15 protein-coding genes and 1 tRNA gene are annotated in these 17,246 nt (G+C 70.0%); 11 read left to right on the plus strand and 5 right to left on the minus strand.

Annotation, left to right across the window (positions count from 1 at the left end; genetic code table 11):
- Window positions 1–196: 196 nt before the first annotated feature.
- Window positions 197–1,621 carry a CitMHS family transporter gene (locus GV015_RS09550; protein WP_124768902.1) on the plus strand — a complete coding sequence of 475 codons (1,425 nt, stop codon included), beginning with the start codon at window positions 197–199 and terminating at the stop codon, window positions 1,619–1,621.
- Window positions 1,622–1,640: 19 nt separating this feature from the next.
- On the opposite strand, the gene GV015_RS09555 is transcribed toward GV015_RS09550, so the two are convergent.
- The gene (locus tag GV015_RS09555; protein WP_159878082.1) at window positions 1,641–2,138 is read right to left on the minus strand and encodes a LysM peptidoglycan-binding domain-containing protein; all 498 of its coding nucleotides are present in this window, start codon (window positions 2,136–2,138) and stop codon (window positions 1,641–1,643) included.
- A gap of 164 nt (window positions 2,139–2,302) precedes the next feature.
- Here GV015_RS09555 and GV015_RS09560 point away from each other — a divergent pair, with 164 nt between their 5' ends.
- Window positions 2,303–3,337, plus strand: coding sequence for a Gfo/Idh/MocA family protein (locus tag GV015_RS09560; protein WP_159878084.1), 1,035 nt, complete (start codon window positions 2,303–2,305; stop codon window positions 3,335–3,337).
- Here GV015_RS09560 and GV015_RS09565 read toward each other — a convergent pair.
- Window positions 3,300–4,502, minus strand: coding sequence for a glycosyltransferase family 1 protein (locus GV015_RS09565; RefSeq protein WP_159878086.1), 1,203 nt, complete (start codon window positions 4,500–4,502; stop codon window positions 3,300–3,302). The genes GV015_RS09560 and GV015_RS09565 overlap by 38 nt on opposite strands.
- 116 nt (window positions 4,503–4,618) lie before the next feature.
- Here GV015_RS09565 and GV015_RS09570 point away from each other — a divergent pair, with 116 nt between their 5' ends.
- From GV015_RS09570 to GV015_RS09580, 3 genes are all read left to right on the plus strand, one after another.
- Entirely contained in the window at window positions 4,619–5,833 is a 1,215-nt protein-coding gene (locus tag GV015_RS09570) for an ROK family transcriptional regulator (RefSeq protein WP_124768906.1), read from the plus strand.
- A gap of 135 nt (window positions 5,834–5,968) precedes the next feature.
- Complete coding sequence (locus GV015_RS09575; protein ID WP_236555390.1) at window positions 5,969–9,670, plus strand: AAA family ATPase; 3,702 nt, start codon at window positions 5,969–5,971, stop codon at window positions 9,668–9,670.
- Between the two features lie 16 nt (window positions 9,671–9,686).
- Window positions 9,687–9,902, plus strand: coding sequence for a hypothetical protein (locus GV015_RS09580; protein ID WP_159878090.1), 216 nt, complete (start codon window positions 9,687–9,689; stop codon window positions 9,900–9,902).
- Window positions 9,903–9,938: 36 nt separating this feature from the next.
- Here the strand turns inward: GV015_RS09580 and mscL are convergent, their stop codons facing one another.
- The 3 genes from mscL to GV015_RS09595 are packed head-to-tail and all read right to left on the minus strand — an operon-like array spanning window position 9,939 to window position 11,410.
- A complete protein-coding gene (gene mscL, locus GV015_RS09585) occupies window positions 9,939–10,385 on the minus strand; it encodes a large conductance mechanosensitive channel protein MscL (RefSeq protein WP_124768909.1) in 447 nt (148 codons plus the stop codon).
- 51 nt (window positions 10,386–10,436) lie between these two features.
- A complete protein-coding gene (locus GV015_RS09590; RefSeq protein ID WP_124768910.1) occupies window positions 10,437–10,778 on the minus strand; it encodes an FmdB family zinc ribbon protein in 342 nt (113 codons plus the stop codon).
- A gap of 32 nt (window positions 10,779–10,810) precedes the next feature.
- Window positions 10,811–11,410 (minus strand): 5-formyltetrahydrofolate cyclo-ligase, encoded by a 600-nt coding sequence (locus tag GV015_RS09595; RefSeq protein ID WP_085511023.1) that lies wholly within the window; start codon window positions 11,408–11,410, stop codon window positions 10,811–10,813.
- Window positions 11,411–11,563: 153 nt separating this feature from the next.
- Here GV015_RS09595 and galU point away from each other — a divergent pair, with 153 nt between their 5' ends.
- The 6 genes from galU to GV015_RS09625 all read left to right on the plus strand — a co-directional run bounded on the left by galU (window position 11,564) and on the right by GV015_RS09625 (window position 16,546).
- Window positions 11,564–12,457 (plus strand): UTP--glucose-1-phosphate uridylyltransferase GalU, encoded by an 894-nt coding sequence (gene galU / locus GV015_RS09600; RefSeq protein ID WP_124768911.1) that lies wholly within the window; start codon window positions 11,564–11,566, stop codon window positions 12,455–12,457.
- Window positions 12,458–12,592: 135 nt separating this feature from the next.
- Entirely contained in the window at window positions 12,593–13,246 is a 654-nt protein-coding gene (locus tag GV015_RS09605; protein ID WP_086474356.1) for a GNAT family N-acetyltransferase, read from the plus strand.
- 84 nt (window positions 13,247–13,330) lie between these two features.
- A complete protein-coding gene (locus tag GV015_RS09610; protein WP_159878092.1) occupies window positions 13,331–14,356 on the plus strand; it encodes a hypothetical protein in 1,026 nt (341 codons plus the stop codon).
- 107 nt (window positions 14,357–14,463) lie between these two features.
- Window positions 14,464–15,117 (plus strand): hypothetical protein, encoded by a 654-nt coding sequence (locus GV015_RS09615; RefSeq protein WP_159878094.1) that lies wholly within the window; start codon window positions 14,464–14,466, stop codon window positions 15,115–15,117.
- A 51-nt stretch (window positions 15,118–15,168) separates the two neighbouring features.
- Window positions 15,169–15,245: transfer RNA gene (locus GV015_RS09620), tRNA-Ala, on the plus strand.
- A gap of 125 nt (window positions 15,246–15,370) precedes the next feature.
- Window positions 15,371–16,546 carry a N(5)-(carboxyethyl)ornithine synthase gene (locus GV015_RS09625; protein ID WP_159878096.1) on the plus strand — a complete coding sequence of 392 codons (1,176 nt, stop codon included), beginning with the start codon at window positions 15,371–15,373 and terminating at the stop codon, window positions 16,544–16,546.
- Window positions 16,547–17,246: the final 700 nt, after the last annotated feature.

The raw sequence follows: 17,246 nt of genomic DNA on the forward strand, positions 1-17,246 counted from the left end.
GGCGTCGACTGCGTGATGAGCAGAATGCGCAGAAGGCCGTGTAACCCGCAGATCCGAGCCGAACGCCCACAAGCGAGACAGCTCCGTGCCGCTCCCGTACGGTTCCGGGAACGCCCGCCGCGCTCGGTCCATCGCCCGTGTCGCCGCGCCGCGTCCCGTCGTGCACACCGCGGTGCACGCAGACGAAGGAGTCGACATGCTGGTCATTCTCGGATTCGCGATGATCCTCACCTTCATGGTGCTGATCATGACGAAGCGCCTCACCCCGATGGTGGCGCTCATCATCGTCCCCACGGTCTTCGGGCTGTTCGCCGGCGCCGGACTCGGGCTCGGCGACATGGTCATCGAGGCGATCGGCAGCCTCGCTCCGACCGCCGCCCTGTTGATGTTCGCGATCATGTACTTCGGGATCATGATCGACGTCGGGCTCTTCGACCCGCTCGTCCGGTTCATCGTCCGTGCGCTGGGCAATGACCCGGCGAAGATCGTCGTCGGTACGGCGCTCCTGGCGGGCGCGGTGTCACTCGACGGCGACGGGTCGACGACCTTCATCGTGACGACCGCCGCGATGCTGCCGATCTACCTACGGCTCGGCATGAACCCGGTCGTCCTCACCTGCGTCGCCGGGCTCGCGAACGGCACGCTCAACATCGTCCCGTGGGGTGGGCCGACCGTCCGAGCCGCCTCGGCCCTGGGCGTCTCGCCGACCGAGATCTTCGTCCCAATGCTGCCGTCGCTCGCCGCCGGCCTCGTCCTCGTGTTCGCCTTCGCCTGGTTCCTGGGACTGGGGGAGCGCAAGCGCCTCGCGGGCGTCGACCTCCTCGGCGACGGCGCCTCCGGCGTCGCCGCACCGGGTTCGGGTTCCGGGCCCGCCGACCACCCGCTCACCGGCGGCATGTCGACGACCTTCTCGACCAGTGCCCGTGGGCGCCTCGCGACCCTCGTCCGCCCTGACGACACGGCCATGGCCGACACGATGCTCGACCCCGAGCGCGACACCCTGCGCCCGCGACTCATCTGGGTCAACCTCGTGCTCACGGTCGCGGTCATGACGCTGCTCGTGCTCGACCTCGTGCCGTTGCCCTACGTGTTCATGGTCGGCACCGCCATCGCCCTCCTGGTGAACTTCCCGCGGCTCGCGCAGCAGTCCAAGGAGATCGTCGCCCACGCCCCGAGCATCGTCGGCGTCGTCTCGATGGTGCTCGCGGCCGGTGTGCTGATCGGCGTCCTCAACGGGACCGGCATGGTCACCGCGATGGCCGATTGGATCGTCGACATCATCCCGACGGAGCTCGGTCCGTTCCTCGCGGTCATCACCGGGGTGCTCAGCATCCCGATGACGTTCTTCATGAGCAACGACGCGTTCTACTTCGGCATCCTGCCGGTGCTGGCCGAGAGCGCCTCGACCTTCGGCATCGAGCCGGTCGAGATGGCGCGGGCGTCGATCACTGGTCAGCCGGTCCACCTGCAGAGCCCGCTCGTGCCGGCCATCCTCCTGCTCGTCTCGCTCGCCAGCGTGAACCTCGGCGACCACCACAAGAAGGTCCTGTGGCGCGCCGCGATCGTCTCGCTCGTGATGCTCGTCGTCGGCGTGCTCGTGGGCACCATTCCGTTCGGCTGACACCGGCGGGCGCCGAGGCTCAACGCGTGGTCGTCCAGTCGAGGTTGACGATGTCGCCGATGTAGATGTCGAGTCCGAAGCCGGGGATCGACGGGTTCATGCGGAGCAACTGCTGCTGCGGCAGGTCGAAGCGCTGCGCGATGTCGAAGAACACGTCGCCGGCGACCACCGTGTAACTGATCGGATTGCCATCGGCGTCCGAGACAACCGGGCCGAGCGCACCGTCCCTCGGCCCGAGGTCGAACGCGGGGCCCTCCGGAATCGGTTCCGCCGGTTCCGCCGGCGCGTTCGGCACGATCGGCGCCGGTTCAGGAGGCAGCGCGTCGCGCGCAGTGGAGGTGGGCACCGGGGCGACCGAGGGCGACGGGTCCGGCTGCTGGGTGACGACGACCGTCACCGGAGGCGGGGCCGGCTCCGAGACGCAGCCGCTGAGGGCGAGGAGACCGACGACACCGATCGCGAGGGTCCGGACGTGCGACAACGCACGTCGACGTCCGGTCGATTCCTTCGGCCCCACAACGCATCCCCCCAGGATGGACCGGGCCCTCAGCACGGTCGGCGGGGCTCGGTCGAACCCTCAGCCTACGGCGAGGCGCCGCGAGTCCGAGCAGGGCTACCCCCGAAATCCCGAGCGCCGGAGGCCCTCCAGTAGGCTGCTGGAACGCGCATCGAAGGAGAGCCATGACGGAGCAGGACATCGACCGGACCGGAACGGGAACCCCAGCGGCAGGCCAGTCCACCGGCTTGCGATGGGGCATCCTCGGCCCCGCCGGCGTCGCGAAGAGCTTCACCGCCGACCTCCGACGGCACGGCTTCGACGTCCGGGCCGTCGCCTCGCGATCCGCCGAGACCGCAGCCGCGTTCGCCGCCGAGTTCGACATCCCGAACGTCCACGTGGGGTACGAGGCGCTCGCCGCCGACCCCGAGGTCGACGTGATCTACATCGCGACCCCGCACCCGTTCCACGCCGAGCAGGCGGTGCTGGCGCTCGACGCCGGGAAGCATGTCCTCATCGAGAAGCCCTTCACCCTCAACGCCGCCGAGGCGCAGGCAGTCGTGGCGCTCGCCGCGGAGCGCGGTCTGGTCGTCCTCGAGGCGATGTGGACCCGGTTCCTCCCGCACATGGTCCGGCTCCGCGAGCTGCTTGCCGACGGCGTCATCGGGCAGCCGCGCAGCCTCGTCGCCGATCACACTCAGCTGCTCTCGGACGACCCGGAGCACCGCATGAACAACCTCGAGCTGGGCGGCGGCGCGCTGCTCGACCTCGGCGTGTACCCGGTCTCCTTCGCGTCGTCGGTCTTCGGGACCCCGACGACGATCCAGGCCACGGCCGCGCTCCGCGACACGGGGGCGGACATGCAGGTCGCGACCCTCTTCGGCTACGCGGACGGCCAGGTGGCGAACACCCTGTCGGCGAGCAACACCGTCGGCCCGAACCGCGCGGCAATCGTCGGGACCGACGGCTGGATCGAGTTCGACCGCGTCTGGTACACGGCGACGACCTTCCGGGTGTTCGGCACCGACGGCGAGGTCGTGGAGACCTACCGTTCCGAAGTGGACGGCCGTGGGATGCACTTCCAGGCGTGGGAGCTCGAACGCCTCGCCTCCGAGGGCCGGCTGTCCGGCGACATCATGCCGCTCGCCGAGACGGTCGCGATCATGGAGACCCTCGACGAGGTCAGGCGTCAGATCGGCGTCCGGTACCCGGGCGAGTGACCCGAGGCACCTGAACGCGCGGGTCGAGACCGCTCCGCCGTGCCCGAGCGCCCTCGTGCAACTCGATGGCGTCACTGTAGTGCCCGATCAGCGCGCTGCTGACGCTCTTCCAGCTGCGCGGCAGGACGCCTGCCCGAGCCGCGGCACCGAACGCCGCCCGCTTCACCTCGTCGCCCACGAGGTCCTGGACGAACCCGCGCAGCTGGTCGAGCCTGCCGGGTTCGTAGAGCCACCCGGTGCGGCTGGAGTCCACGAGGTCGACCGGCCCACCTCGACCGGTCGCGACGACGGGTACGCCAGAGGCCATCGCCTCCTGGATGGTCTGGCAGAAGGTCTCCGACTCGCCGGGGTGGACGAACACGTCCAGTCCCGCCATCGCGACCGCCAGCTCCTCGCCGCCCAGGAATCCGGTGAAGACCGCGTTCGGCAGCCGCTGTTCGAGTGAGGCACGCAGTGGCCCCTCGCCGACGATGACGAGCTTGACGCCCGGAAGCCGACCGAGCACCGCGAGGTCCTCGACCTGCTTCTCGGCCGCGAGCCGACCGACGTAGCCGACGATCCGTTCGCCGCCGGGAGCGACGGAACGACGCCAGGCTTCGCTGCGCCGCTCCGGGGAGAACCGCACGGCGTCGACGCCGCGCACCCACAGGCGGACCCGCGGGATGGCGTGCGCCTCCAGCTGAGCGATCGACTGTCGTGACGGCGCGAGCGTGAGCGTCGACCGGCCGTGGAGGCGCTCGACGTGCTGCCACAGCAACGCTTCGGCGACTGGGAACCCGTACCGTCCGGCGTAGGCCGGGATGTCGGTCTGGTACACGGCGACGGTCGGGACGCCCAGGCGCTCGGCGGCCTGGACACCGCGCCAGCCGAGGACGAACGGCGAGGCCAGGTGCACCACGTCGGGGCGGAAGCCGCGGAGGAGCTCGGTGATCCGGCCGACTCCGCCGGCGGCGACCCGCACGTTCCGGTAGCGGGGGAGCGGGATCGACGGGACGCCGTCCACCCGGAAGCCCTCGTGGAGCCGTGGCGTCGAGGCTCCGGCGCCGGGGGCGATGACGAGCACCTCGTCCCCTCGGTCCGCGAAGTGCTCCATGATGCGGAGCAGGGAGTGGGTGACGCCGTTCATCTGCGGCAGGAACGACTCGGTCACGATTGCGATCCTCACACCCATGATGCTCCGCGTCGTACGGGTCGCAGCGGTGCCCGGCGGGCGACGTGTCGGTGACCATCGGGTGACATCGCGGTGCCGCACGATGAGGCGCAGCCTGCTTTACTTATCGCATGAGTGCTGGTGGATTCGGAAGCGGCGGCGGGATCGCGTCGGAGCGGATCGAATCCTTCTCGTACACCCCGGCGCGGCGGCTGCGGCCGAACGCGAAGGTCCTGCCGGAGCACGCCCGTGGTCATAACCGGGCGCTCGTCCTCCAGACCCTCTTCGCCAGCGGTGCCATGAGTCGGGCCGACATCGCCCGCGCCACCGGCCTGACCCGGGTGAGCATCTCCGACCTCGTCGCCTCGCTCATCGCGGACAACCTCATCGTCGAGGTCGGCCTCCGCGAGACCTCTCGCCCGGGCAAGCCCGCCACGCTCATCGACATCAACCGCGACGAGTTCCAGATCGTCGGCCTCGACCTCTCCGACACCGAGGTGTTCAGAGGTGCTGTGCTGACCCTCGACGGCGAGGTCGTGACGATGCTCGAGGTGCCGCTCGACGGCGCCACGGGGACGGACGCGATCGCGAAGGCCGTCGCGCTCGCCGCAGACCTCGTCGAGGAGGCGACGGTCGAGGTGCTGGGCATCGGGGTCGGTTCGCCCGGCGTCGTCGACATGACCGGCACGGTCCGCAGCGCCCCGAACCTCGGCTGGACCGACGTCGACCTCCAGGGGGCGATCGAGCAGGTTGCCCAGGTGCCGGTCCTCGTCGCGAACGACGCCAACGCCGCGGTGCTCGCGGAGTACAGCTTCGGCGGGGCGGACGGCGACCTCATGCTCGTGAGCGTCGGGAACGGCGTCGGGGCGGGGCTGCTCGTGGGCGGCCATCCGCTCTTCGGGAGCCGGTTCGCCGCCGGTGAGATCGGCCACGTGGTCGTCGGCACCGACGGCGGGCCGCTGTGCGCCTGCGGGAAGCGGGGGTGTCTCGAGGCCTGGCTGGCCGTGCCGCACCTGCGCGAGCTCCTCGCGGCGGCCGAGGCGAGCGATCTTCCCGCCGCGGAGGTCGAGCAGCGTCGCGAGGAGATCCTGCGCGCGGCAGGGGAGCGCCTCGGTGTCTCGCTCGCCGCGATCGTCGGTGCGCTGAACCTGTCGGAGATCGTGGTGAGCGGCCCGGAGGAGTTGCTCGCCGGCGTGCTCCTCGACGCGGCGATCGAGACCGTGCGGGCGCGCACGATGACCGAGTTCCACGGCGGCGTGCAGATCCGGATGAGCGAGCAGGGCGCCGACATCGTCCTGCGTGGCACCGCGGTGATGGTGCTCTCCGGCCTCCTCGGCGTCTCCTGACCCTCGGACGACGCGCGCGTCGCACATTTCCTCGGCGGACTCGGCGAAAAACCGCACCGCTTCCCGGTGTTTCCACTACCGGGCACGTATGGTGCAAGTGTGTGGCGGCTAGAGAAGAGACGGGATGACGGCGACGTGACGTCCGGAGTCGAACGGGAAGCAGCGGAGGCGCAACTCCGCGAGGGTCCCGTGGCGGCATCGGCAGGCGTGGTCGACACGGCGCTGCACGCCTGGCGTCAGCAGCTCAGCACGGTCGGCGGCCCATCGCCGCTGCTCCACTTCGTGGACGCCCCGACGACCCGGGTGGAGCTCAGCTCGACGCATCCCGGTGGTCTGCCGCAGTTCATCTCGGGCAAATCGACGCTGCTGTCGAACCTCATCCGCGACGAGATCGCGCTCCGCGGTGCGAAGCGCGCCGCCGACCGCATCACGACGAAGGGCATCGAGCTCTCCACCGTCCGCGGCATCGACGCCGTCCACCTCGCCGTCGGTCTCGCCCAGTGGACGCATCAGGGTGAGGACTTCAGCGCGCCGGTCCTGCTCCGGCCGCTGGCCATCCGCCGGTACGGTCGCGACTACGAGGTCAAGCTGCGCGGCGCCACGACCGCGAACCCGGAACTCGTCCGCGCCCTCCGCGAGCAGTTCGGCATCGTCCTCGATCCCGACGAGTTCGTCGCGCTGAGTGAATCGGGCGGGGTCTTCAAGCCGCAGCCCGTCATCGACCGCCTCCGCTCGCTCGCCGCCGGGCTCGAGTGGTTCACCGTCCAGCCGCGTCTGCTCGTCTCCTCGTTCGCCGCCGTCGGTCACTCCCTGCTCGACGACGCCGCCAAGCTCGACCACCCGATCCTCGACGCCGTCGCCGGCGACGAGGGTGCCGTCGGTCTCGTGCGCAGCAGCTTCACGCCCGTCGACGCGCCGGGCCAGGACGACCGCCCGCCGTCGACCGACACCCTCCTGCTCGACGCGGACGTCGAGCAGGAGAACGTCATCGCGCAGATCGGTGCCGGCAACTCGCTCGTCGTCACGACGCTTCCGGGCACGGGCGGCACGCAGACCATCGTGAACGCGATCGGCGTGCTCGCGTCGCAGCACAAGCGTGTCCTCGTCGTCAGCCCCCGCCGCTCCACGCTCGAGGGCATCCGCCACCGCCTGACCAAGGTCGGTCTGCCCGGTCTATGCGCGTCGCCGTCGACCCTCCGCCGCGACCTCATCCAGGCGATCACGCGCAACGAGCGCGCGATCCCGCCGCAGGTCGGCGAGGTCGACGACGCACTCGTCCGGCTGCGTCGGGTCCTCATCGACTACCGCACCTCGCTGCAGGCGAAGGACCCGGACCTGCGGGTCTCGGTCATCGAAGCGCTCGAAGCACTCTCGAAGCTCTCCAAGCTGCCGCACCCTCCGGGAACCCTGGTCCGGCTCGACCGCCAGACGCTCGTCGGGCTCGCCGCAGGCCGCTCCCGCGCGGCGGAGGCGCTCGAAGGCGCGGCCGCCCTCGGCGAGTTCCGCTACGGTCCGGGCGACTCGCCCTGGTACGGCGCGTCGTTCGACACGACCGCGGAAGCCCAGGAGACCCACGACCTCGCCAAGCGCCTGCACCGTAAGGACCTGCCGCAGCTCCTGGAGCGCGCGTACGGCCTCATCGGGCAGACGCAGATGCGGCCGTTCGAGTCCATCGACGAGCTGGGCATCTACCTGCGACTCCTCGCGGACATCCGGGAGACGCTCGACCGCTTCCAGCCCGACGTCTTCGACCGGTCGCTCGCCGACCTGATCGTCGCGACGAGCCCGCGGAAGGACTCCGCCGCGATGTCGTCGGCGAGCCGCCGGCGACTCAAGGCCCTGGCCAAGGAGTACCTGCGGCCCGGCGCACACGTGCCCGACATGAACGCCGCCCTCCGTCGGATCCAGCAGCAGCGCACCCTGTGGCAGCGCTACGTGACGACCGGCGCGCCGCCCGAGGTGCCGCTCGGCATCGCGGACGTCGAGCAGGCGTACCAGACGGTCGCCGCGAAGCTCGAGCTGGTCGACCAGCCGCTCGGTATCGCCGACACTCCCGACCGCCTCGGACGCCTCGCGATCCCGAGTCTCGTCCGCACGATCTCCGAGCTCGCCGCCGAGTCCGAGGTCCTCCACAACCTCCAGGAGCGCACCGCGATCCTCGCCGGCCTGCGCGAGCAGGGTCTCGGCGAGCTCATCATCGACCTCTCACAGCGACACGTGCCGCGGACGCGCCTCGCCGACGAGCTCGAGCTCGCCTGGTGGCAGTCGATGCTCGAACTCGTGCTCACCGAGGACCGCGGTCTGCTCGGCGCGAACACGAGCGTCGTCGAACGTCTGGAGTCCGACTTCCGGCTGGTGGACGAGGCGCACGCCTCCGCCTCCGGGCAGCTCCTCGCCTCGCTGCTGGCCGACACCTGGAAGATCGGTCTCGTCGACCACGCCACCGAGGGCATGGCGCTCCGTTCGCTCCTCAAGCGCGATCGACCGCTCCGAGCGGCCGAGCTCGAGCAGGCGGCCCCCACGTTGTCCCGTGTCCTCGCGCCGGTCTGGCTCGTCTCGCCGTACGAGGTGCCGCGCATCCCCGAGAGCGCGTCCTTCGACGCCGTCTTCCTCGTCGACGCGGGGGCGACGCTCCTCGCCGAGAACGTGGACGCCATCCGTCGTGCGCGTCAGGTCGTCGCCTTCGGTGACCCCGTCACGCAGAGTCCGTCGCCCTTCGAGATCCGTCTGACGGATCAGGAGGCGACCCCCGAGCAGCACGCCGACATCGCCGAACTGCACCGTGAGTCGGCGCTCGAACAGCTGAGCTCCGTCCTGCCGACCCTCATGCTCACGCGCTCCTACCGCGCGGGAGGCGAAGACCTCGCAGAACTCGTCAACGAGCGGTTCTACGGTGGCCAGATCGACTCCCTGCCGTGGGCGGGTTCGTTCCTGGGCCACGGCAGCCTGAGCCTCGATTACGTGCCCGGCGGGCTCGGCATGCCCGACCCGGTCACCGGAGCGGTGGAGAGTGTCGACGTCGAGGTCGAACGAGTGGTGGAACTCGTCCTCGAGCACGCCTCGAACCGTCCGAAGGAATCCCTGATGGTCGTGACCGCGAGCGACAAGCACGCGGTCCGGGTCCAGCAGGCGGTCCTCGCAGCGTTCTCCCGTCGGGCCGACCTCTCCGACTTCCTCCTCCGCGAGCGGGCGGAACCGTTCACCGTGCTGACGCTCGAGCAGTCCGTGGCCGAGAGCCGCGACCGTGTCATCTTCTCGATCGGGTACGGCCTGACGCCGCACGGGCGGGTCCTGTCCGACTTCGGCGCGCTGGGTCAGCCCGGCGGCGACCGGCTGCTCGCGGTCGGTATGACGCGCGCGCGGCGGTCCATGGTGATCGTCTCGTGTGTCCGCCCCGAGGACCTCGACCAGAACCGGATCCAGCACGGCATCCTCGCGCTCGCACGCATCCTCACGGACACGTCGCGCCGCGCCTCCGAGGATCAGGCGACGCACGAGGCCGAGCCGATGCTCGTCGACCTCGCGACGCGCCTCGAGACGCTCGGGATGCGGGTCGACATGGGCTACCGCGGCAAGCTCGCCCTGGTCGCCTCGTGGGGTGGCCGAGCCGTGGTCGTCGAATGCGACGAGGAACTGGGCGACGCGAGTCTCCGTGAGTCGCTGCGACTCCGTCCCGACGTCCTGCGCCGCCTCGGCTGGCACTACGTCCGCGTGCACAGCTTCGACCTCTTCGCCGATGCCGAGGCGGTCGCGCAGCGTGTGGCCGGTGTGCTCGGGCTCAACACGACCGAGCACCTCGACACCGCGCCGATCGCCGTGCAGGTCCCACGCCACTGATGGTCGGACACTGATCATGCAGGACGATCAGGAGCCACGGATCGTCCGCCCCCGAGGATCGAGGCGGGCGATCCGCCCCGGTGCTCCCGGAACGGATCCCGCGCCGCAGCTGCCGGCCGATCCCGTCAAGGCGGCGGAGGACACCGACGCCGCCTGGGGCGGCACCGTCAAACCCGCTGGCGGCGGCGGCAACGACGACGAGCTGCAACGCAACGTCCCGCCCCACTGGTGAGCGGGACGGGACGTCGGTGCTGCTGGACGAGCCGGACTAGCGGCCGTCGGTCGTGTCGTCGCGTGCGGGCGGCAGCGGAGCGCTCGTGCCCGTCTTCAGCACGTCGCGGATCTCGGTGAGGAGCGACAGCTCGCTCGGAGCTGCGGCCTCGTCGGCGATCGTCGGCTTCGTGGTGACGCGCTTGAAGTGGTTCATCGGCAGCACGATGACGAAGTAGACCACGGCGGCGACCAACAGGAACTGGATGGTCGCGCCGATGAACGCGCCGAAGTGGATGACGGCAGGGTCGCCGTCGACCGTCGGGATGGAGACGTTGAACGCGTCGTTCAGGCTCTCCGCGCGGAAGAGCGCCCCGAGCAGCGGGTTGAAGATGTTCTCGACGAGCGAGTTGACGATGGCGGTGAACGCGGCCCCGATCACGACGGCCACGGCCAGGTCGATCACGTTGCCGCGGAGGATGAACTCCTTGAAGCCTTTGAGCATGGGGTCTCCCTGTGGATCGGGGATGGGCAGGACCCTGGCTACGCTACCGGCTCAGGACGTGGCGCTCCCGGCGGAGGCCGGTGTGGCGCTGGAGCCGGAGCTGGAGGAGCCGCCCGAGGAGGAGGATCCGCCCTTGGTGTCCGAGGAGGACGAGCTCGACGACCCCTCCGAGGACTTCGAGGAGGCCGGGATGGAGCTCGAGCCCTTGCCGGCACCGGCGCGGGAGTCCGTGCGGTAGAAGCCGGAGCCGTTGAACGTGACACCGACCGCGCTGAACAGCTTGCGCAGCTTGCCGGAGCACGCCGGGCACTCGGTGAGGGAGTCGTCGGTGAAGGACTGCTGGACGTCGAAGGCGTTGCCGCACTCGGTGCAGCGGTAGGCGTAGGTGGGCACGGGGTCTCCTGGGATGTGGTGGGTCGGCGCGCTCAGCGGCGCGGTCTGACCTGGTCGAAGTCGAGGATGCGGCTCGGGGTCACGGCACCGCCGACGGGTTCGTCGTGGATCTCGCTCGGGACCTCGTCGAGGATCTCGGTGTCGTACAGCACGGCGTAGACGGGCGGGCAGCGCTCCATCGAGCCGAGCGTCTTGTCGAAGTACCCGCGACCCCAGCCCATGCGCATGCCGTGGGCGTCGACGGCGGCCGCGGGGACGAGGATGAGGTCGACGTCGTTGATCGCGATGGGACCGAGGGTGGTACCCACGACCTCGGGGGTGCCGGCGAAGCCCACCGTCTCGATGCCTTCCTCGCCGATCGTCCAGTCGAGGAGCCCGTCGGTGCGGGTGATGGGGAACAGGATGCGGATGCCCGCCTCCTGCGCCCACTGGAGGAAGGGACGGGTGTCGGGCTCGCTCGGGGAGGAGAGGTAGCAGGCGATGGAGGTCGCGCCGAAGCGGGAGACGAGGGCTCGGAGGTTGTCCGTCAGGCCGGTGGTCGACCGCTCCTTCTCCAGGGAGGTGAGCAGCTCCCGCCGCTCACGGAGCTCGGCGCGCAGCGCTCGTTTCTCGTGTTCGGCGGGGCTCGTCATGCGACCCATTCTAAACGGCTCGTCGTCGCGCCCGGCTCGTTGCCCGACCTCATAGCCGACATCCGTCGCCTCGTCCAGGGGTTCAGGGGATTTCACCCTCGATCGAGGGGGTATTCGGCGACTTCCCCGGCTCCACACGATAGGTTTTCCCTCATGACCACTCGTGTTACCAAAGCAGTCATCCCCGCAGCAGGTCTCGGCACCCGGTTCCTTCCGGCGACGAAGGCCCTGCCGAAGGAGATGCTCCCCGTCGTCGACAAGCCGGCCATCCAGTACGTCGTCGAGGAGGCCGTCAGCGCCGGGCTCGCCGATGTGCTCATGATCATCGGCCGCAACAAGAACGCCCTCGCCAACCACTTCGACCGCGTGACCGAGCTCGAGCTCAACCTCGCGAAGAAGGGCGACACCCAGCGCCTCGAGAAGGTCAACGAGTCGAGTGAGCTCGCCGACATCCACTTCCTGCGCCAGGGAGACCCGAAGGGCCTCGGCCACGCCGTCCTGCGGGCCAAGCGCCACGTCGGCCACGAGCCCTTCGCCGTGCTCCTCGGCGACGACCTCATCGACGCCCGCGACGTCCTCCTCGAGCGCATGCTCGACGAGCAGGACAAGCGCAACGCGACGATCATCGCTCTCATGGAGGTCGACCCCGATTCGATCCACATGTACGGTGCAGCAGCCGTCGAGGCCACCGACGACCCCGACGTCGTCCGGGTGACCGGGCTCGTCGAGAAGCCCGCGAAGGAGGACGCCCCGTCCAACCTCGCCATCATCGGCCGCTACGTACTGAAGCCCGAGGTGTTCGAGATCCTCGAGCGCACCGAGCCGGGCAAGGGTGGCGAGATCCAGCTGACCGACGCGCTCCAGGAGATGGCCGCCGACGTCGAAGGCACGGGCGGCGTCTACGGCGTCATCTTCCGCGGCCGTCGTTACGACACGGGCGACCGCCTCGACTACATCAAGGCGATCGTGCAGCTCGCCGTCGACCGCGAGGACCTCGGTCCCGAGCTGCGTCCGTGGCTCAAGGGCTTCGCCGGGAACCTGGACTGAGTCCACCCGACGACACACGACGCGCCCCGGGTCCGCAGCTGCGGATCTCGGGGCGCGATGCTGTCGACGACGTGGTGTCGATGCATCGGTGAGCGCTCCACTAGGCTCACCACAGAACGCGAGAGGGGTGGCACGGTGGCGCAGGTCGTACCCGTTCTGAGCAGTGGGCGAGTGAGCATCCGGCCGATCAAGGTCCGTGACGCGAGGCCGCTCGAGCGCGAGCTCGCGGAGAACCGAGCCTGGTTGCGCCGCTGGGAGGCGACGAGCCCCTACGGCCCGGTCCCGGCCGACAGCCGTGCGGCGATCCGGTCGCTGCAGAACCACGCACGCTCGGGCGCAGGCCTCCCGTTCGTCATCGAGGTCGACGGGGAGTTCGCCGGCCAGCTCAACGTCTCCGGCATCACCTACGGATCGCTGGCCTCGGCGTCGATCGGCTACTGGGTCTCCCAGCGGTTCGCGGGTCTCGGTGCCACACCGATCGCGACCGCCCTGGCCACCGACCACTGCTTCACCGCCCTGCAGCTCCATCGTCTGGAGATCTGCATCCGGCCCGAGAACGCTCCGAGCCTGCGGGTCGTCGAGAAGCTCGGGTTCCGGTACGAGGGACTGCGGCGCCGCTTCATCCACATCGACGGCGACTGGCGTGACCACTTCTGTTTCGGCCTCGTCCGCGAAGAAGTCCCGGGCGGCGTCCTGAACCGGTGGTTGGACGGTCAGGTCCCGAAGGACGCGTGCGTGATCCCCGAGGCCGACCGTCTTGCGGCCGCGTCGCCGTTCCCCACCCGCTGACCCGGTAGCCGTTTTCCCCCTCCATCCGGGGACACACCCGACGACTGCCCGTCTCCGGTCGTTGCACCCGCTACGGTCAGGGACATGGACGGCGGATTCCTGAGCGGTGGGGTGATCATTCTGGTCGCAGCGATGCTGTGGCTGGTGTACCTGGTGCCGTCGTGGGTGCGTGACAGTCAGTTCTCCGCCAGCGAGCGCAACGCGATCCGGCTGCAGCAGACGCTCCGTGTGCTCGCCGAGACGGCTGAGGTCCCGGAGGCCGTCCGGCTCGAGGCGACGTCGCGTGAGGTCGCCGCGCAGCGCAAGCTCCTCAAGCAGCTCGAGGCCAGGACGAAGGCGACGGCCGAGGCCGCGGCGCGCGTCGAACTCGCCGAAGCCGACCGGATCCGCCGCGAGGAGGAGGCCAGGGCCGTGCAGGCCGAAGCCGCCGCCCGTGCCGCGGAGGATGCTCGTCGTGCGGCCGCTGCCGCAGCCCGTGCCGTGCAGCGCAACGCCCGAGCGGCGAAGCTCGCGCGAAGCCGTCGTCGCTCCAGACTGCTCGCGACCACCGTGTTGGTCGCCTCCATCATCGGGTTCTGCTCCGGCGTGACCGCGTTCCTCGCGGGTGGCGGTCTCGTCCTCGGTATCTCGTCCACAGTCGTCGGTCTGCTCGCGCTCTCTGCGCTCTCCCGGATGTCGCGCATCGCCCACCGTGCCGTCGCGCCGGTACCGGCGGTCGCTGTCACGACCAGGCGTGTCGAGTCGGCGCTCTTCGAGTACAACGAGCCCGTCAAGGCGGCGTCGCAGGCGCAGACGTGGACCCCGACGTCCATCCCGAAGCCGCTCCACCTCTCCGAGGGCTCCTCGGCTGCCGCCGAGCTGGCGAAGGCCGACGCCTACGATCGCCTGCGCCAGGCGGCCATGCAGGAGGCCATCGCCTCCCGCGCCGAGCGTCTCGCGCCGGTCGTACCGACGATCGTCCGTCGTCCGGAGCCCGTCGCCGCTCCGCAGCCCGAGCGCGTCGAACCGCAGCCGGCCCCGAGCCGTTTCGCCTCGATGGGTGTCATCGACGAGGGCGAGATCGCTGCCGGCGGCTCCAGCCTGCTGCAGCGTCGCCGCGCCGCGGGCTGAGTCCCGACCGCGCCCGTCCGGTCGTTCATGAACCGGTCACCGGCGACGGATAGACTCGTCGAGGGGGTTCGTCGCTCGGTTCTCGTCGACGCCCTGGAACGCGAAAGGTGACCATGGGCGTGTGGCGGAAGAGCCGGCGGAAGCCGATGAAGCCCTACGTCGCGCCCCCTGAGGTGGCTCCGCCGCCGGTCGAGCACGCGGTCGAGGAAGGCCTCCTCATCGCGCGGTCCTGGACCGTGGTCGAGGTCACGAACTGGATCATCGAGCGAGCACTCCGCGACGGTGCCTCCTACGACGCCGAGGCGACGCAGGTGGCCGTCCGGCGTGAGCTGGGACGCATGGCGGACGAGCAGGAGGAGTACGCCGACCTCGCACGGGAGGCGCGCCAGACGGCGTTCCAGCGTCGGGGGAGTGCGCGTCACCAACACGACTACCGCGCGGGTGACCTGAGCGCCCTGTCCCGTCGCCGCGAGGTGTACTCAGGGCTCGCCGCCGAACTCCGTCGGGTGAGCAAGGACGAGGAGTTCGTCGCGGCGATCGCGGAATCCGCTCGTGAGCGTGCGTGGGGTGACCTGGAGCGCGCCATCCAGGCGAAGCTCGACCGGGTCCTCGACGAGCCGGTCGTCGACGAGCACTATCGGCGTGCCCGGAGCCAGCGGCTCCGCTGGTTCCGCGATCTCGACCTCGCTGCCCTCATCGCCGCCAATCCGAAGGACGGCAGCATGCCGGTCGACGACGGCCCGAACCCCTACGAGGACTAGCGCGGCCGGTTCGAAACGGCTCGCCGGTTCTGCTAGCCTGGACGAGTAGTTGGGCCCATGGCGCAGTCCGGTAGCGCACCTCGTTCGCATCGAGGGGGTCAGGGGTTCGAATCCCCTTGGGTCCACCAGCTGCAACGACAACCCCGCACCTCACGGTGCGGGGTTGTCGTGTTTCCGGGTGTCGGCAGCTCCCGCGTCCTGTACGGTCAGGGGCACGGCGCCGCTTCGGTTCCCGTGAACGGGACGAGCAGTCATGCCAGCAGGATCCGAACCGACCGTGCAGCATGACGCCGTCCTCGGGGTGATCGGCACCTCGCTGAAACCCGACGAACGACGCGTGCCGATCCACCCGGCGCACTTCGAGCGCATCCCGGAGGAGTTCCGGTCTCGGATCGTCGTGGAGTACGGCTACGGTGCCCGGTTCGGTGTCTCCGACGAGGAGATCGCGCCCTACGTCCGCTCGTTCGCGACGCGCGCCGAGGTCATCGCGCAGGCCGACGTCGTCCTCCTGCCGAAACCGCAGCTCGAGGACGTCCAGGAGCTCCGCGACGGGCAGACGCTCTGGGGCTGGCCGCACTGTGTCCAGGACACCGCGCTGACGCAGCTCGCGATCGACAAACGGCTCACGCTGATCGCCTTCGAGGCGATGAACCACTGGGCCGCCGACGGCAGCTTCGGGTTGCACGTCTTCCACAAGAACAACGAGCTCGCCGGCTACAGCTCGGTGATCCACGCGTTGGAGCTCTGCGGCTCCACTGGCAGCTACGGCCGTCGCCTGACCGCCGTGGTCATCGGCTTCGGCGCGACCGCCCGAGGTGCCGTGACCGCGCTCAACGCCCATGGGATCCACGACGTGCGCGTGCTCACCAACCGCCGGGTCGCGGCGGTCGCGGCGCCCATCCACTCCGCCCGCATGATCCAGTTCGACCACGACGACGGCCCGTACCTGAGTGAGGTCATCACCGACGAGGGTCGCGTGCCACTCGCGCCCTTCCTGGCCGAGAGTGACATCGTCGTCAACTGCACGCTGCAGGACCCCAACGCACCACTGCTCTACCTCCGTGAGGACGATCTCGGCGCGTTCCGGCCCGGGAGCCTCATCGTGGACGTCTCCTGCGACGAGGGCATGGCCTTCGAGTGGGCGCGCACGACCGGATTCGACGACCCGATGTTCACCGTCGGGCCCGGGGAGATCAACTACTACGCGGTCGACCACAGTCCGTCGCTCCTGTGGAACTCGTCGAGCTGGGAGAACAGCGAGGCGTTGCTGCCGTTCCTGCCCACCGTCCTGGCCGGACCGGCCGCCTGGGTCGACAGCCTGACCGTCCAGCGGGCCGTCGAGATCCAGGACGGCGTCATCCTCAACCCGGCGGTCACCGAGTTCCAGCACCGGTCGGCCGAGTACCCGCACGAGGTCCTGCCGGGCTGATCGGTTCTCGGCCGACCGTTCAAGCAGTGGGGCCGCGGCGGGCCTGTCGTTGAACCGCTGACGGAGGCACCGCGCCCGGGAGGCCCCTCGTGGGCACTTCGACAGGCTCAGCCACCGGGGATGGTCCACCCGGAGCCCTCCGGTCCCTGAGCGGCCTCCTCCGGTCCCTGAGCCTGTCGAAGGGCATTCGTAGGCACCTCGACAGGCTCAGTGACCGGAAGAGGTGCACCCGTACTGAATCGGAACGATGAGGCCTGTTCGTGGGCACTTCGACAAGCTCAGTGACCGGGAAACGTCTGTCCGCACCGCTGCGGTCCCCGAGCTGTGCCGCCCTTCGACAGGCTCAGTGACCGGAAGAGGTGCACCCGTACTGAATCGGAACGATGAGGCCTGTTCGTGGGCACTTCGACAAGCTCAGTGACCGGGAAACGTCTGTCCGCACCGCTGCGGTCCCGGAGCTGTGCCGCCCTTCGACGGGCTCAGTGACCCGGAAGAGGTTCGCCCGCCATGTGTCGGTCCCTGAGCCTGTCGAAGGGCAGCCCGGGCCGTGCCACCTCGGTGAACGGGGAGGTTCGCTCGGTTCACGTGGGACGCGCCAGCCACGTGAACTCGGCCTGAGAGGTTCGTGGCAGGCCGCGCAAGCGGTCGAGTGCGGCATGCACCCGCCCCTACGCTGGACGCTTGCGCCGTACGGTATCGG

The sequence above is a fragment of the Plantibacter sp. T3 genome (genome assembly GCF_902506515.1).
GTDB lineage: Bacteria > Actinomycetota > Actinomycetes > Actinomycetales > Microbacteriaceae > Plantibacter > Plantibacter auratus.

What these genes read in the sequence shown, in the direction of transcription:
- GV015_RS09595 (WP_085511023.1), bottom strand. Translation starts at nt 11,410, where the DNA reads ATGACGAGCCCCGCCGAACACGAGAAACGAGCGCTGCGCGCCGAGCTC.
- mscL (WP_124768909.1), bottom strand. Translation starts at nt 10,385, where the DNA reads ATGCTCAAAGGCTTCAAGGAGTTCATCCTCCGCGGCAACGTGATCGAC.
- GV015_RS09570 (WP_124768906.1), top strand. Translation starts at nt 4,619, where the DNA reads ATGAGTGCTGGTGGATTCGGAAGCGGCGGCGGGATCGCGTCGGAGCGG.
- GV015_RS09560 (WP_159878084.1), top strand. Translation starts at nt 2,303, where the DNA reads ATGACGGAGCAGGACATCGACCGGACCGGAACGGGAACCCCAGCGGCA.
- GV015_RS09580 (WP_159878090.1), top strand. Translation starts at nt 9,687, where the DNA reads ATGCAGGACGATCAGGAGCCACGGATCGTCCGCCCCCGAGGATCGAGG.
- GV015_RS09625 (WP_159878096.1), top strand. Translation starts at nt 15,371, where the DNA reads ATGCCAGCAGGATCCGAACCGACCGTGCAGCATGACGCCGTCCTCGGG.
- GV015_RS09550 (WP_124768902.1), top strand. Translation starts at nt 197, where the DNA reads ATGCTGGTCATTCTCGGATTCGCGATGATCCTCACCTTCATGGTGCTG.
- galU (WP_124768911.1), top strand. Translation starts at nt 11,564, where the DNA reads ATGACCACTCGTGTTACCAAAGCAGTCATCCCCGCAGCAGGTCTCGGC.
- GV015_RS09610 (WP_159878092.1), top strand. Translation starts at nt 13,331, where the DNA reads ATGGACGGCGGATTCCTGAGCGGTGGGGTGATCATTCTGGTCGCAGCG.